Below are 14,254 nucleotides of genomic sequence, written 5' to 3'. Positions count from 1 at the left end.
GCTGATGTCCCAGCCGCCCAGCCGGCCGCCCCAGGGCGGCTTCGGAGCACCGCAGGATCAGCCGCCACAACCGCAGGACCAGCCGCCGCAGTCCGGCGGCTTCGGCCCCCCGCAGCCGCCGCCCGCGCAGACCCCGCCGCCCCAGGCCCCGCCGGTCCAGGGCGGTTTCGGCGCGCCTCAGGACCCACGTCAGGCCACGCCCCCGCCCCCGGCCCAGCCGCCGCAGACCCCGCCCCCGCCCGCGGGACCGCCCCAGCCCCAGCCCGGCTACGGCTACCCGCAGCAGCCCGGGCCCTACGCCCAGCCCGGCCCCTACGGAGCGCCCGCCGCGCCCGGTCCGTACGGGCCGCCGCAGCAGCCGGGACCGTACGGGCCGCCCCAGCAGCCGGGACCGTACGGGCCGCCGCAGCAGCCGGGACCGTACGGGCCGCCCCAGCAGCCGGGACCGTACGGGCCGCCCGGATACGGCTATCCGCAGCAGCCGCACTTCGCGGGCGCGCCCGGCACCCCGCCCCCCGGCGGCTCCGGCAGCCCGTTCAAGGGCAGGACGGCGGTCGTCATCGGCGCCGCGGTGGCCGCCCTGCTCGTCGTCGGCGCCGGCGTGTGGGCCTTCAGCGGCAGCGACGACGGCAAGAAGCCGGTCGCCGAGGCGAGCGACGACGCGAAGCCCTCGAAGCCCGCCGTCTCCGACGCCCCGGCCGACCCGGGGGACGGCGGCGGCGACGGCAAGGGGGAGACGGAGGACCTCAACGCGGGCCGCAAGTCCGGCGAGGCGAAGGTGCTCTGGTACGAGGAGGCACCCTCCGCGCCCGGTGGTGGCGCCGAGGCCCCCGGCATGTGGATCACCGGCAGGACGGCGGTGAAGGCGGCGTACAAGCAGGTCTTCGCCTACAACGTCGCTGACGGTGGGCCCACCTGGGAACCGATCACGTTCCCGGAGAAGATCTGCGCGGTGACACCGCGGAAGACGGCCGGCGACAAGGTGGTCGTGGCCTACATGAGCGGCAGCAGCGACCGCGCCAAGTGCAACCAGCTCCAGCAGATCGACCTCAACACCGGGGCGAAGGGCTGGACCGCCAAGGTCGCGGACGGTGAGCTGTTCGACAGCACGCTCACCATCGAGATGACCGTGGCCGGCAAGACCCTGATGGTGGGCCGCTCGCAGTCGGGCACGGCGTACGACATCGACAGCGGCAAGAAGCTGTTCGACAAGAAGCGTTACGGCGACGCCTGCTTCCCCGGCGCCTTCGCGGGCGGTGCCCGGCTGATCTCGGTGGCGTCCTGCGGGGCAGGCGGTTCCAACGAGCACGACGAGGTGCAGGAACTCGACCCCGCCACCGGCACGGTCAAGTGGACCAAGAAGATCCCCAAGAACTGGTCGGTCGAGCGGGTCTACTCCGTCGACCCGGTGATCCTGTACTCGGTGGACGAGGACAAGAAGCACTGGAACATCTCGACGCTGGGCAGCGGCGGCGCCATCCGTTCCCAGGTGGACACCAAGGCGAAGTTCAACGCCCAGTGCGGCTGGGCCATCCTCGCCCGCAAGCTCCAGGGCTGCCAGGCCGTCGCCTCCGACGCCGACACCCTCTACCTGCCCACCGACGTCACCACCGGCGCCAACGAGATCGTCGCCATCGACCTCGCCACCGGCAAGGAGAAGTGGCGCGTGAAGTCCCCGACGGACACCTCGATGATGCCGCTCAAGGCGGAGAACGGTCAGCTCGTCGTGTACGTCGAGCCGTCGTACCGCGAGGGCGGCCAGGTCGTGTCCGTGGCCACGGCGGGCTCCGCCCACACCCCGGTGAAGCTGCTGCAGAACCCGGAGGGCACCGCGTCGATCGAGAACGGCTTCTACTCGCGGGCCGTCGACTGGGTCGACGGACGCCTCTACCTCTCCACCACCCGGCTGAGCGGAAAGTCCGACACGAAGGAGAAGCTGATGCTCGCCTACGGCAAGTGAGCCCGGCCGGCCGCGTCCCACGCGGCCGGGGCCGCACGCCGTCCTGGCCACCCGGCTTCCCCGTCGTCCCCGTCGTTCCGTCCCGCTCAGCTTCCCCGAGGTGCACTTGTCATGACCCAGCCGCCCCCGCCGCCCAACCAGCCGCCGCAGCACGGCGGTTACGGCCAGCCCCAGGGCCGGCCACAGCAGCCGGCACCGCCTGCATCGCCGGCACCGCCCGCACCGCCCGCATCGCCCGCGCAGACGCCGCCCGCGAGCGGTCCGGACCTCGCCAAGTCCCCCCAGCCCGCGCCCGGTTACGGCTACCCGCAGGCACCGCCGCCGCACGGCGCCCCGCAGGCACCGCCCCCGGCCGGATCGCCGCAGCCCCCGTCCGGCTACGGCTACCCGGGCGGGCAGCCGAACCCCTACGCCCAGCCCCCCGCCGGGCAGCCGAACCCGTACGGCGCCCAGCAGCCCGGCTACGGCTACCCCGCCCAGCCGCCGACCGTGCCGCTGCAGCCGCAGACCGGACAGCCCGGCGGCGGCCGGAAGGTCAACGCCCAGGTGGCGATGATCGTCTCGACCGTCGTCGTGATCGCCCTCATCATCGGCACCGGCATCTGGTACTCGCACCGGTCCGACGGCGGCAAGCAGGACACCGCGAACTCCGGCGGCGCCGCCGGAAAGGACGGCAAGGACGACGGAACCGGCGGAGCCGCTGCCGCGGGCAAGGAGAAGGTGCCCTCCGACACCGCCGCCAGGGTTCTCTTCCAGGTGCCCGCACCGGCGGTCAAGGACACGCAGGTCGACAGCGTCGAGGGCTCCTGGCTGACCGACACGGTGTATGCCAAGAGCGGCGTCAACCAGATCGTCGGGTACGACCCGGACACCGGCACGAGCAAGTGGACGCTACCGCTGACCGGCGAGACCTGCTCCGGGTCGAAGGAGATCACGGCCGACGGCGTCGCAGTCGTGCTCTCCGAGGAAGCCAAGCGCAACAGTCACGGCAACCACGAGCCCTGCACGCAGATCACCGCGTTCAAGGTCGACACCGGTCAGAAGCTCTGGACGAAGAGCATCGCCACCAACGGCCGGAAGGTGCCGTTCGGCGAGGTCAGTATCTCCGGCACCACCATCGCCGTCGGCGGCGGCTACGAGGGCGGCGCCGCCCTCGATGCCAGGACCGGCAAGGTCCTGTGGCAGCCGAAGACCGAAAGCTGCCAGGACGTGGGCTACGCAGGTGGTGAGCGGCTCGTCGCGGTCCGCAAGTGTGGCTCCTTCGGAAACGAGCGGTACGAGGTGCAGCTGCTCGATCCCACGACGGGCGCTGTCAAGTGGTCGTACAAGCTCCCCGTCGGTATCGACAACGCCAAGGTGATTTCCACCGAGCCGGTCGTCTTCGGTGTGGACTCGGGTGGGGTCAGTGCCTCGGGTGCCACCGACATCTTCTCGCTGGACGACCAGGGCAAGCTGCGCTACAAGATCACACTGGCCTCCGGCGACTACGGCCACCGCTGCGACATCGGCCGGTTCGACGGGTGCAAGAAGATCGTGGTCGGTAACGGAAAGCTGTACGTCCCGACCGCCGATCACGAGGGCACGGGCGCCGGCAGCCGGACCAACGAGATCATCGCCTACTCCCTGGAGACCGGGAGGACCACTGGTGACCGCATCGATGCGGGCGACGGCTACACGATCTTCCCGATTCGCATGGACGGCGGCAACATCCTCGTCTACAAGGACGGGCCGTACGACAAGGGCTCCCAGGTCCTCTCGGTGGACGGCGCGACGACGAAGCAGACCAAGCTGTTGGAGACCCCGGCCGACCGGTCCGTTCGGGACGCGATCAGCGGCATGGTGCCCGGATCTGCGGAACTGCTGTACACCCATGGTCGTCTGTTCATGGGCAAGAACCTGACCAGCAAGCCGTATTCGGCGGACGAGCAGAGTTACACGGCCATCGGTTTCGGTGCGAATGTGGCATGATCATGGCGAAATGGCCCGAGAACGTCAGGAGAACGCTTTGATGAAGGCCTTTCGTACGGGGGCGGTGCTCGCGGGAGCGATCGCTGTGTGTTTCGCGGCCGGGGGAACGGCATCGGCCGCTGGGACCCCCTACCGTCTGTCGGAGACCGCGCCCGGAGCCTGGGGCCAGATCGACTTCGGCTTTGAGAGCAAGTCGAGGGTTGCTCCGATCGACATCATGGTGAAGGACACTGCGGCGGACGGCGCGTCCGCGCGGATGCGCATCCAGGCGATGACGGGCGAGGGCACCAAGAGCTACGCCTGGCGCACCGCGTCCGGCAACGGCAACGTGACCAGGGAAACCACGTACCTCTACGACAGCAGCGGTGTGAAGGCCGTGCGGATCCAGGTGTGCCGGCACGCCGGCTCGACCGACACGTGCAGCTGGTCACCGTGGCGGTACAACGACATCATCTGACCGGAAGCCGTACGGCCCCGTCCCTGGCCAGGGACGGGGCCGTACGCGTACCACTCGTCACCCTCGAATGGCACGTGAATGGCCCTTCAGTGCGGGGAATGCCAAAAAGTCCGCTGATCCGGGGCACTTCTCGCCGGTAGGGGCAGCGCGACGTCGAACAAGCGTGTAGCTTCCGGGGGCATGGCGGGCGGCGTGCCGGGGGGCCGCAGCCCGGGCGGGATGCGGACATCCGTGGGGGGACTGGGGGGCTTGATGGGAGTGCGGCTCATGGTGGTCGACGACCACCGGCTACTGGCCGAGGCGCTGGCCTCGGCGCTGAAGCTGCGCGGACACCGTGTGCTGGCCGCCGCCGCGCCGGCCGCGGGCGCGGCGGATCTGGTGATCAGCCGCGCACCGGAGGTGTGCCTGCTGGGCACGGCGACACCGGCCGAGCCCGGCACCTTCGAACCGGTGGTGAAGATCAAGCGGGAGCGTCCGCAGGTCGCGGTGATCGTGCTCGGCCCGGTTCCCTCCCCGCGCGGCATCGCGGCCGCCTTCGCGTCGGGGGCCTCGGGATACGTACGCCACGACGAGCGCATCGAGGGCGTCGAGCGGGCGATCATCAAGGCGCGGGCGGGTGAGGCCGCCGTCGCCCCGCAGCTCCTCCAGGGAGCCTTCGGCGAGTTGCTGAACCCCGCCGCCCCACCGGACGACGAGGGCCAGCGCCTTCTCCGGATGCTCACCCCGCGCGAGGTGGAGGTCCTGGTCCGGGTCGCCGAGGGCGAGGACACCCGGCTGATCGCGGCCGGTATGGGCATCGCCCCCAGCACGGCCCGGACCCATGTCCAGCGCGTCCTGATGAAGCTCGGGGTGGGCTCGCGACTGGAGGCGGCGGCCCTGGCAGCCCGCACCGGTCTGCTCGACCGGGCGGGCCCGCTGCCGTAGCCCCGGCCTCCCCGCTCGGGACGGGGGACGCCCGTGTCAGTCCTCCCGCGGTCCCTCCTGCGGATCCTCCGGCGGGGTCACCGGGCGCAGCTTCATCCACACCAGGAAGAACACGCCCAGGACCAGCATGCCTATGCCGGTCCACAGATTGATGTTGACGCCCTGGGCCTTGTCGATGGCGGCCTGGGAGTCGGTGATCCCGGTGACCGTCACGATGACGCCGTACAGCACGAACAGGCCACCGATGATGCGCCGCAGGTCGAAGATGCGCGCTGCGGTCGCGGACCTGCTCTCCAGGTCGGTGACCTCGCGCTGGACGTCGTTCTCGGAGTACCCGGAGCGTCCGGGGTTCTCGGGCTCTTGCATGGTCGGTCGATCCTCCGCGATCAGAACGAGAACGGGACGTAGCACAGGGCGGCCAGCACGACGGCACCCCAGCCAAGGAGCGCCGGGCGGCGGTACCAGGCCTCGTCGCCGGGCGCGGGCGGCTCGGCGAGGCCGGGCGACCTGGTGCCGTAGACCAGACCCCGCAGTTCCTCCTCCGGCTTGGGCTCGGTGAACAGGGACACGGCCACCATGACCACCGCGCCGGCGGCGAACCCGGCGATCGCGGAGACGAAGTTGGCGCCCTGGTCGGAGGGGATGTGGACGATGTCCTGCTTGTAGAGGACGAAGTAGTTCACCATCGCGGCGGTGGTACCGGCGAGCAGACCCCAGAAACCGGACTTCATGGACGCCCGCCTCCAGAACATGCCGACGATGAACACCACGAACATCGGCACGTTGAAGAAGGAGAACAGCGTCTGGAGATAGCTCATGATGTTCGAGAACGAGGAAGCGAGGAAGGCCGTGCCGATCGACGCGACCACACCGATGGCCGTGATGAGCCGGCCGAAGCGGACGTAGTAGGCGTCCTCGCGCTGCCGGGCCACGTACTTGGCCCAGATGTCGTTGGTGAACACGGTGTTGAAGGACGACACGTTGGCCGCCATGCCGGCCATGAAGGCCGCGAGCAGACCGGTGACCGCGATGCCCAGCACGCCGTTGGGCAGCAACTCCTGCATGAGGTAGGGGATCGCGTCGTTGTACTGGAGCCCCGAGTCGGCCGTGCCGAAGCCGGGCACCAGCGCGGCAGCGGCCAGGCCTGGGATCATCACCAGGAAGACGATGAAGATCTTCGGGAACGCGGCGATCAGCGGGGTGCGCCGGGCGGCGGAGAGGTTCTTCGCGGACAGCGCGCGCTGCACCTCGGCGAAGTTGGTCGTCCAGTAGCCGAAGGACAGCACGAAGCCGAGGCCGAGGACGATGGTCAGCCAGTTGGCGCCGAGCGGGTTGGCGTCGCCGATCCCCGTACCGCCCCACGCGGTGGTGAAGTTCGCCCCGTGCTGCTCGGTGAGCCGGGAGGTCAGCCCGTCCCAGCCGCCGGCCTTCTTCAGGCTGAGCACCACGATCGGGATGAGGGCCGCGAGGATCACGAAGAACTGGAGCACCTCGTTGTAGATCGCGGACGACAGGCCGCCGAGGGTGATGTAGGCCAGGACGAAGAAGCCGGCGACCACGATCGCCACCCACTGCGGCCAGCCCAGCAGCGCCTCGACGACGATCGCGAGCGCGTAGAGGTTCACACCGGCGATCAGGATGGCCGCGAAGGCGAACAGGATCGAACTGAGCAGATGCGCCGGCCTGTCGAAGCGCAGCAGCAGGAACTCGGGTACGGACCGCACCTTGGAGCCGTAGTAGAAGGGCATCATCACCAGGCCGAGGAAAACCATGGCCGGGATCGCGCCGATCCAGTACCAGTGCACGGTGTACGCGCCGTACTGGGCGCTGTTGGCGGCCATGCCGAGGATCTCGGTGGCGGCCAGGTTGGCGGAGATGAAAGCGAGGCCGGTGATCCAGGCGGGCAGGGAGCGCCCGGAGAGGAAGAAGTCCAGGCTGGTCCTCACCGAACGGCGGGCGGCGAAGCCGATGCCGAGGACCACGGCGAAGTAGATCGCGAGGATCGCGTAGTCGAGCCCGTTGGTGGGCAGTCGTAGCCCCGCTGCCAGGTGTACGGGTGCGGTTGTGGGGGGTTGCATGTGAACTCGCTTCGTCGCACGAACTGGTCCAGCGGGAACCTACGCCTCCGCGTTCATTATCTGAACACTTTTGTTGGTGGGCTTTGTTGGATTGTGATGTAAAGCTGACAGGTGAGGGTGTGGTGGGTTGTGACGTGTTATGTTTGATTGTGTTGGATGATTGGGTGCCGACGGGGGCGGGCTCGCGGACCGGTGGCCAGGGGACCAGTAGGGAGTCCGACAGTGAAGAAGACCTCGACCCGGCTGGCCGACGGTCGTGAGCTCATCTACTACGACCTGCGGGACGACACCGTGCGCGAGGCCGTGGACCGGCGCCCGCTGGAACGGACGGTCACCACCTCGGAGATCCGCCGGGACGCGCTGCTCGGTGACGCGGTCGCCGTCGCCTCCCACCGCCAGGGCCGCACCTACCACCCGCCGGCCGGCGAGTGCCCGCTGTGCCCCTCCACCGGCGACCGTCTCAGCGAGATCCCCGACTCCTCCTACGACGTGGTGGTCTTCGAGAACCGCTTCCCCTCGCTGGCCGGCGACCTCGGCCGCTGCGAGGTCGTCTGCTTCACCTCCGACCACGACGCCTCGTTCGCCGACCTGAGCGAGCGGCAGGCGCGGCTGGTGCTGGACGCCTGGACGGACCGCACCGCGGAACTGTCCGCGCTTCCTGCCGTGAAGCAGGTGTTCTGCTTCGAGAACCGCGGCCCCGAGATCGGCGTGACGCTGGGCCACCCGCACGGTCAGATCTACGCCTATCCCTTCACCACCCCGCGCACCGCGCTGATGCTGCGCTCACTGGCGGCCCACCGGGAGGCCACCGGCGGGGAGAACCTCTTCGACGCGGTCCTGGAACGGGAGTCGGCCGGCGAGCGGGTCGTCGCCGAGGGCGAGCACTGGGTGGCCTTCGTGCCGTACGCGGCGCACTGGCCCTACGAGGTCCACCTCTACCCCCGGCGCCGGGTCCCCGACCTGCTCGGACTCGACGAGGCCGCGCGCGCGGAGTTCCCCCGGATCCACCTCGATCTGTTGCGGCGCTTCGACCGGCTGTTCGGCGAGGGCGACCCGCCGACGCCGTACATCGCGGCCTGGCACCAGGCGCCGTTCGGCGCGCTGGACGAGTTCGACGGCGTCACGCGCGACGACTTCGCGCTCCACCTCGAGCTCTTCACCATCCGCCGCACTTCCGGAAAGCTGAAGTTCCTCGCGGGTTCCGAGTCCGGCATGAACGTGTTCATCAACGACGTGCCGCCGGAGCGCGCGGCGCAGCGGCTGCGGGAGGTAGCGGGTTCATGAGCGGGAAGTACCTGGTGACGGGTGGCGCGGGCTACGTCGGCAGTGTGGTCGCCCAGCACCTCCTTGAAACCGGTCACGAGGTCGTCGTGCTCGACAACCTCTCCACCGGCTCCCGCGAGGGCGTGCCCGCGGGCGCCTCCTTCGTCGAGGGCGACATCCGGGACGCCGCCAAGTGGCTGGACCCCTCCTTCGCCGGGGTGCTGCACTTCGCCGCCTCCTCGCAGGTCGGCGAGTCGGTGCTGAAGCCGGAGAAGTACTGGGCCAACAACGTCGGCGGCACGATGGCCCTGCTCGCCGCGATGCGCGGGGCGGGCGTACGCACGCTGGTCTTCTCCTCGACGGCGGCGACCTACGGCGAGCCGGAGCAGGTGCCCGTCACCGAGACGGCCCCGACCCGGCCCACCAACCCCTACGGCGCCTCGAAGCTCGCGGTCGACCACATGATCGCCGGCGAGGCGGCGGCCCATGGCCTGGGCGCGGTCTCGCTGCGCTACTTCAACGTGGCCGGCGCGTACGGCGCGTACGGCGAACGCCACGACCCCGAGTCGCACCTGATCCCGCTGGTGCTCCAGGTCGCCCAGGGCAGGCGGGAGGCGATCTCCGTCTTCGGCGACGACTACCCGACCCCGGACGGCACCTGCGTGCGCGACTACATCCACGTGGCCGACCTCGCCGAGGCCCACCTGCTGGCCCTGGACGCCGCCCGGCCCGGCGAGCACCTGGTGTGCAACCTCGGCAATGGCAACGGCTTCTCCGTGCGCGAGGTCGTCGAGACCGTCCGCCGGGTCACCGGCCACCCCGTCCCCGAGGTCGTGGCCCCGCGCCGGGCCGGCGACCCGGCGGTCCTGGTCGCCTCGGCGGCCGCCGCCCGCGAAAAGCTCGGCTGGAACCCGTCCCGCACCGACCTCGCGGGTATCGTCGCGGATGCCTGGGAGTTCGCGCAGCACATCGCAAGGGAGCGGTAAGTGGGGGCACTTGAGGTCCGAGAAGGCTTCGTCGAGTTGTACGGCGCCGAGCCGGAGGGGGTCTGGGCGGCGCCGGGCCGCGTCAACCTGATCGGCGAGCACACCGACTACAACGACGGCTTCGTGATGCCCTTCGCGCTGCCGCACGTGACGACGGCCGCGGTCGCGCGCCGGGACGACGGCGTACTGCGGCTGCACTCGGCGGACGCCCCGGGAGGGCCGGTGGAACTGCGGCTCGACGAGCTGGCTCCGGAGTCCGACCGCGACTGGACCGCCTACCCCGCGGGCGTGGTCTGGGCCCTGCGCGAGGCGGGCCACGAGGTGACCGGCGCGGACGTCCACCTGACGTCGACGGTCCCGACTGGCGCCGGACTGTCCTCCTCCGCGGCCCTGGAGGTCGTGGTCGCCCTGGCCCTGAACGACCTCTACGCCCTGGGCCTGAAGGGCTGGCGACTGGCCCGCCTGTGCCAGCGCGCCGAGAACGTCTACGTCGGCGCCCCGACCGGCATCATGGACCAGACCGCCTCGGCCTGCTGCGAGTCGGGTCACGCGCTGTTCCTGGACACCCGGGACCTGTCCCAGCGCCAGGTCCCCTTCGACCTGGCCGCCGAGGGCCTGCGCCTGCTGGTCGTCGACACCCGGGTCGAGCACGCGCACAGCGGCGGCGAGTACGGCCGTCGCCGCGCGGGCTGCGAGAAGGGCGCGGCCCTGCTGGGCGTGGACGCCCTGCGGGACATCCCCCACGACGGGCTGGACGCGGCGCTGGCCGAGCTGGCCGGCGAGGAGGAGGTGGCCCGGCTTGTCCGCCACGTCGTCACCGAGAACGGGCGGGCGGAACGGGTGGTGTCCCTCCTGGAGTCGGGCGACATCAGGGCGATCGGCCCGATCCTGACCGAGGGCCACGCCTCTCTGCGCGACGACTTCCGCGTCTCCTGCCCGGAACTGGACCTGGTCGTCGACACGGCCCTCGCCTCCGGCGCCCTCGGCGCCCGCATGACGGGCGGCGGCTTCGGCGGCTCGGCGATCGTCCTGACGGACACCGCCGACGTCCCCACCCTCACCAAGGCAATGGAAGACGCCTTCACCAAGGCGGGCCACACCGGCCCACGAGTCTTCGAGGCGGTCCCTTCAGCTGGGGCACGGCGGCTGGCCTGACGTCCGCGGCCGGACCTGTGCGCGGGTGGGCACACAGACCCGGCGCTGCGGAGAGTGCTTGCCAGCTGAGCGCCTGGAAGCCGGGCCAGCCGGTTGATCTCAGCTGATGGTTTGGTAATCACCCCATCCGTCGCTGAGGTCTTGGAAGGGCCGGTCGCCCTTGGTGACACGGGGGATGAACCACAGGTGTCCGGTGTCGTCGGTGACCCACAGATCGGGGATGCCGTCGTGGTCTGCGTCGCCGGGCGAGGTCACCAAGGGAACGTTGCCGCTGGTGAAGCCCCATCCGGTTTCGACCCTGGTGGACTCGTCGGCTAGGCCGTCACCGTCGTCTCCGGTGCCGGCGTAGACATAGAGTGCGCCGGTTTCGGTGTTGCGGGCCAAGAGGTCGACACGTTCGTCGCCCCAGAGGTTGCCGGGAGCCATGAGGGTGTACTTGGACCATCCGTCGTTGCCAATGAGGATGGGGTCGCGGTCGCTGTCGAGGCGGTTGTCGGGGGCACCGAAGTAGAGCCACAGCAGATCGCCCTGTTTGACCAAGAGGTCGGGGTAGCCGGGGATGTCGAAGACGCCGTCGTTGTCGACATCCAGAGGACCGTCGACATCGCCGATGGCGAGGATCTGGTCGGCTCCTTGCCAGTGGTTGTTGGTGGGATCGTAGACCGTGAGTTCTCGCTGGTCCTGCTCGTCACCGGCGCATTCGTTGCTGCAGACGTAGCCGTCGCCGGTGTTGGGGTGGATCCAGAGCCGGTCTGTGTTGGCGGTGGCGTCGTGCTTGAGGGAGATGAGGTCTTCGTAGCCGTCGCCGGTCCAGTCGCCTCGGTGTGTGATCTTTACGCCTGCCCAGGAGAGGGTGGATGCAGGGCTGGACGTCTGGGTGACGGTGCCGTCGCCCGCTCCGTAAAAGCGGTTGAGGGTGCCGTTCTTGTCGATGCCGAACATGTCGGGGTTGCCGTCGCCGTTGATGTCGCCGGGCTGGTCGGCCTGCTTGAGGCCATTGGCGTAGAAGAGGTAGTCGGCGGTGTCCGACTTGTTGCCGGCCTTGTCCACGCTGCGGGCGTAGAGATGATTGGCCCCGGCAGCGGTTGGGGTGATCTTGACGCTGACGCTGCCGCCGGCACTTCCCGGGCTGGCGGTGCGCACGGTGGGGTCGGTGACGGTCCAGTACTCGTACGCGGTTACATCCGAGATGCCGCCGTTTGTAAGCGTGAAGGTGCCCTGGGTACGGACATTGGCGGTCGTGGCGGGCCATCCGTCGCTGCCGTCGGGGAACTGGCTGGAGTTGATACCGGGCGGGTTGCTCGGGCGTACGGGGTCGAAGACGAAGCGGCAGCCTGGCTTGCCCTTGGTGGGCGTCCAGTCGGAGTTCAGGGAACCGTCGTTGGTCTGGGCCTTCCAGGAGAAGTTGCCGTTCGCCACATTCAGGTAAGGGGTCAGTTCACCCTTGGTGACCTTGAGCTTGGCGACGGTGCCGGAGGAGACGGAGACCGTCTTGTTCACGATCAGGACGCCTTTGGGGTCGTCGTTGGGGTGGTGACCAGTGGCCCACAGGTTGAACTTGACCTTGATGGTGCCGCCGTCTGGGTCACTGCCCTTGGCCGTCAGGTAGATGTCGGTGTTGCCGATGAGACCGTATGGGGCGGTGTCACCGCAGCCCTTGCTGTTCTTGGTGCTGGGGACGGTGTCCAGGCTGGTGGGAGCGTTGGGGTAGGTATTGAACTCAGTGGAGAGTACGGCCGACTTGGCGTCGAACTTCTTCCACCCGAACACGTCGGACTCGTTGGAGGCCGCGAGTTCGAAGGTGATGGTCTCCCACTTGTTCGCCGCGGCGTCCTTGGCTCCCTGGGTTACGGTGAAGGCGAGGTTGCCAGCCGGGCAGTTGGTGCCCCAGCCCTTGGCGTCGGTGACCGTGTCCAGGGCCTTTCCTTGCCGGGCGGGCCGGTTGTTCCACGTGGTGGACGAGGTGATGGCCGCGGTGCGCCACAGTTCGACGGGCTTGGCGGTGCAGGACCAGGACCAGGTGTTCTTGATCCGGAATGTGGACTTGAGGACCTGTTTGTTCGTGCTCCACAGGTTTTTGGTGTTCATGCGGAAGTACGAGCGGGCCAGGCCGTTGGTCTCGTTCTCGTAGCCCACGCGGGCGGTGGTGGTGCCTCCGTTGAAGCCCGCACCGTTGAAGTAGGCGGTGGAAGGATATTTCTTGTATGCGATGGTCCACGAGTAGCGTGAGCCGTCGATGAACGGGTCGATGTAGACCGGGTAGGTGGTGTCCTTGCCCGTCATCAGGTCCGTGTCGGGGGTGAGCTTGAGCTGCCCGTCACTGACTGTGACGGGCATGGCGGCCTGCTGGGCGCCTGGGGCGGGTTCGAATTCGTCCGTTTCCTGCGGCCTGGCTGCGGGTTTCGCTGCTTCTCGGGCGATCAGTGTATGGGTGCCGGTGTCCGTGGTGGAGCTGTCCCACATACGCGGTGTCGGGGCCGTGAACAGTTCCTGGCCGGCGGGGTTGACGGCGCTGAGGTTGCCGTGTTCGTCGGCGGTGACGTCCACACCGTCGCTGGACATCTTGTATGAGACGGTCTTCAGGGCCGGGTTAGTGGCGGCCTTGGCGGACTTGACCACCAGTAGTTGTGCGAAGCCCGAGGCGCCGGCCCGCAGCTTGAGGTCCACATCGGGCAGTACGTCGGGGTAGATGACGGTGTCACCGGAGATGGACGGTCGGGGCAGCGCGGTGGGCCAGGCCAGGGAGATGCTGCGGCCGTCCCGAGTGATGGTGGCGAGCGGGCCGTTGCCGCCGCCGGAGAACTTCAAGCCCACGGTGGCTGCCTCGGGACTGATCGTGCCGTCGCCCGCACGGTGGAGGCTGCGATCGATGTCGACCAGCCGATTGCCCTTGCGTGCCCACTGGGCGGTGGCGTACCGCTCCTCGGTGAACGTCCCGGACGGGTTGGCGAACACCTGGGAGGCCTCGGTGCGGTGCGAGAGGATCTCGACCGGCTCTCCGGTCTCGGCCGCCTTTGCCAGCGCCTGCGTCTCCTCGGTTACTTCTCCCTGTGCTACCGCCGAATCCGCAGACGGCACATCAGTGAGACTGCTCCATGCGGATGCGGAAACCGGCGTCGCCGTCGCCACTGCGATGGCGACGGTGAACGCCACACGTCCGAGCCACCGGTTCCTGTCTCTCGATCGATGAAATCTCATTGCGCCCCCCATTACAGGTTCTACACGTGTTTTCGCGCACCTTACAACCCGACTCATTCTCTGCTTCCTGGCCTGGTGCAGCAAGATCAATCAAAGCCCGCATGTCCGACTATTGATACTTGCTCCGTTTGTTTGAATTTAGGTTCTCTGGTGGCCAGGTTCAGTGTTTGTGCAGGTCACATGCAAGGTTTCGCGGGATGCGGCGAGGGGTAGGGCAATACTTTTTGCTTCGAGGCGGGGATCGAAGGAATGTTGCCAGGCTGGC

At 69.0% G+C, this 14,254-nt stretch carries 10 protein-coding genes; 7 read left to right on the top strand and 3 right to left on the bottom strand.

The features are described from left to right. Positions 1 to 4 precede the first annotated feature (4 nt). The 4 genes from OIE49_RS15450 to OIE49_RS15435 all read left to right on the top strand — a co-directional run bounded on the left by OIE49_RS15450 (position 5) and on the right by OIE49_RS15435 (position 5,309). Entirely contained in the window at positions 5 to 1,960 is a 1,956-nt protein-coding gene (locus tag OIE49_RS15450) for an outer membrane protein assembly factor BamB family protein (RefSeq protein ID WP_326802824.1), read from the top strand. A 111-nt stretch (positions 1,961 to 2,071) separates the two neighbouring features. Then, a complete protein-coding gene (locus OIE49_RS15445) occupies positions 2,072 to 3,928 on the top strand; it encodes an outer membrane protein assembly factor BamB family protein (RefSeq protein ID WP_326802823.1) in 1,857 nt (618 codons plus the stop codon). 217 nt (positions 3,929 to 4,145) lie between these two features. Next, entirely contained in the window at positions 4,146 to 4,385 is a 240-nt protein-coding gene (locus tag OIE49_RS15440; RefSeq protein ID WP_326802822.1) for a hypothetical protein, read from the top strand. Between the two features lie 252 nt (positions 4,386 to 4,637). Next, positions 4,638 to 5,309 carry a helix-turn-helix transcriptional regulator gene (locus tag OIE49_RS15435; RefSeq protein WP_326802821.1) on the top strand — a complete coding sequence of 224 codons (672 nt, stop codon included), beginning with the start codon at positions 4,638 to 4,640 and terminating at the stop codon, positions 5,307 to 5,309. 36 nt (positions 5,310 to 5,345) lie between these two features. Here the strand turns inward: OIE49_RS15435 and OIE49_RS15430 are convergent, their stop codons facing one another. Then, a complete protein-coding gene (locus tag OIE49_RS15430) occupies positions 5,346 to 5,675 on the bottom strand; it encodes a hypothetical protein (protein WP_326802820.1) in 330 nt (109 codons plus the stop codon). Positions 5,676 to 5,695: 20 nt separating this feature from the next. After that, the gene (locus OIE49_RS15425) at positions 5,696 to 7,387 is read right to left on the bottom strand and encodes a sodium:solute symporter family protein (RefSeq protein WP_326802819.1); all 1,692 of its coding nucleotides are present in this window, start codon (positions 7,385 to 7,387) and stop codon (positions 5,696 to 5,698) included. 222 nt (positions 7,388 to 7,609) lie between these two features. Between OIE49_RS15425 and galT the strand changes: the two genes are divergently transcribed. Genes galT through galK form a run of 3 tightly spaced genes read left to right on the top strand, consistent with a single transcriptional unit; the run spans position 7,610 to position 10,791 of the window. Beyond that, positions 7,610 to 8,671, top strand: a complete 1,062-nt coding sequence (gene galT, locus OIE49_RS15420) for a galactose-1-phosphate uridylyltransferase (RefSeq protein ID WP_326802818.1) — start codon at positions 7,610 to 7,612, stop codon at positions 8,669 to 8,671. Then, on the top strand, positions 8,668 to 9,636 hold the full coding sequence (gene galE / locus OIE49_RS15415; protein ID WP_326802817.1) for a UDP-glucose 4-epimerase GalE: 969 nt from the start codon (positions 8,668 to 8,670) through the stop codon (positions 9,634 to 9,636). Before galT ends, galE begins: the two co-directional genes overlap by 4 nt. Beyond that, entirely contained in the window at positions 9,637 to 10,791 is a 1,155-nt protein-coding gene (gene galK, locus OIE49_RS15410; protein ID WP_326802816.1) for a galactokinase, read from the top strand. It abuts the gene before it with no gap. A 99-nt stretch (positions 10,792 to 10,890) separates the two neighbouring features. Here the strand turns inward: galK and OIE49_RS15405 are convergent, their stop codons facing one another. Beyond that, positions 10,891 to 13,989 carry an FG-GAP-like repeat-containing protein gene (locus OIE49_RS15405; RefSeq protein WP_442812241.1) on the bottom strand — a complete coding sequence of 1,033 codons (3,099 nt, stop codon included), beginning with the start codon at positions 13,987 to 13,989 and terminating at the stop codon, positions 10,891 to 10,893. Between the last annotated feature and the right edge of the window lie 265 nt (positions 13,990 to 14,254).

It is taken from the genome of Streptomyces sp. NBC_01788, from assembly GCF_035917575.1.
In the GTDB taxonomy this organism is placed as follows: domain Bacteria; phylum Actinomycetota; class Actinomycetes; order Streptomycetales; family Streptomycetaceae; genus Streptomyces.
This window is presented reverse-complemented; position numbering and strand designations above follow the sequence as displayed.

What these genes read in the sequence shown, in the direction of transcription:
- OIE49_RS15450 (WP_326802824.1), top strand. Translation starts at nt 5, where the DNA reads ATGTCCCAGCCGCCCAGCCGGCCGCCCCAGGGCGGCTTCGGAGCACCG.
- OIE49_RS15445 (WP_326802823.1), top strand. Translation starts at nt 2,072, where the DNA reads ATGACCCAGCCGCCCCCGCCGCCCAACCAGCCGCCGCAGCACGGCGGT.
- OIE49_RS15440 (WP_326802822.1), top strand. Translation starts at nt 4,146, where the DNA reads ATGGTGAAGGACACTGCGGCGGACGGCGCGTCCGCGCGGATGCGCATC.
- OIE49_RS15435 (WP_326802821.1), top strand. Translation starts at nt 4,638, where the DNA reads ATGGGAGTGCGGCTCATGGTGGTCGACGACCACCGGCTACTGGCCGAG.
- OIE49_RS15430 (WP_326802820.1), bottom strand. Translation starts at nt 5,675, where the DNA reads ATGCAAGAGCCCGAGAACCCCGGACGCTCCGGGTACTCCGAGAACGAC.
- OIE49_RS15425 (WP_326802819.1), bottom strand. Translation starts at nt 7,387, where the DNA reads ATGCAACCCCCCACAACCGCACCCGTACACCTGGCAGCGGGGCTACGA.
- galE (WP_326802817.1), top strand. Translation starts at nt 8,668, where the DNA reads ATGAGCGGGAAGTACCTGGTGACGGGTGGCGCGGGCTACGTCGGCAGT.
- OIE49_RS15405 (WP_442812241.1), bottom strand. Translation starts at nt 13,989, where the DNA reads ATGAGATTTCATCGATCGAGAGACAGGAACCGGTGGCTCGGACGTGTG.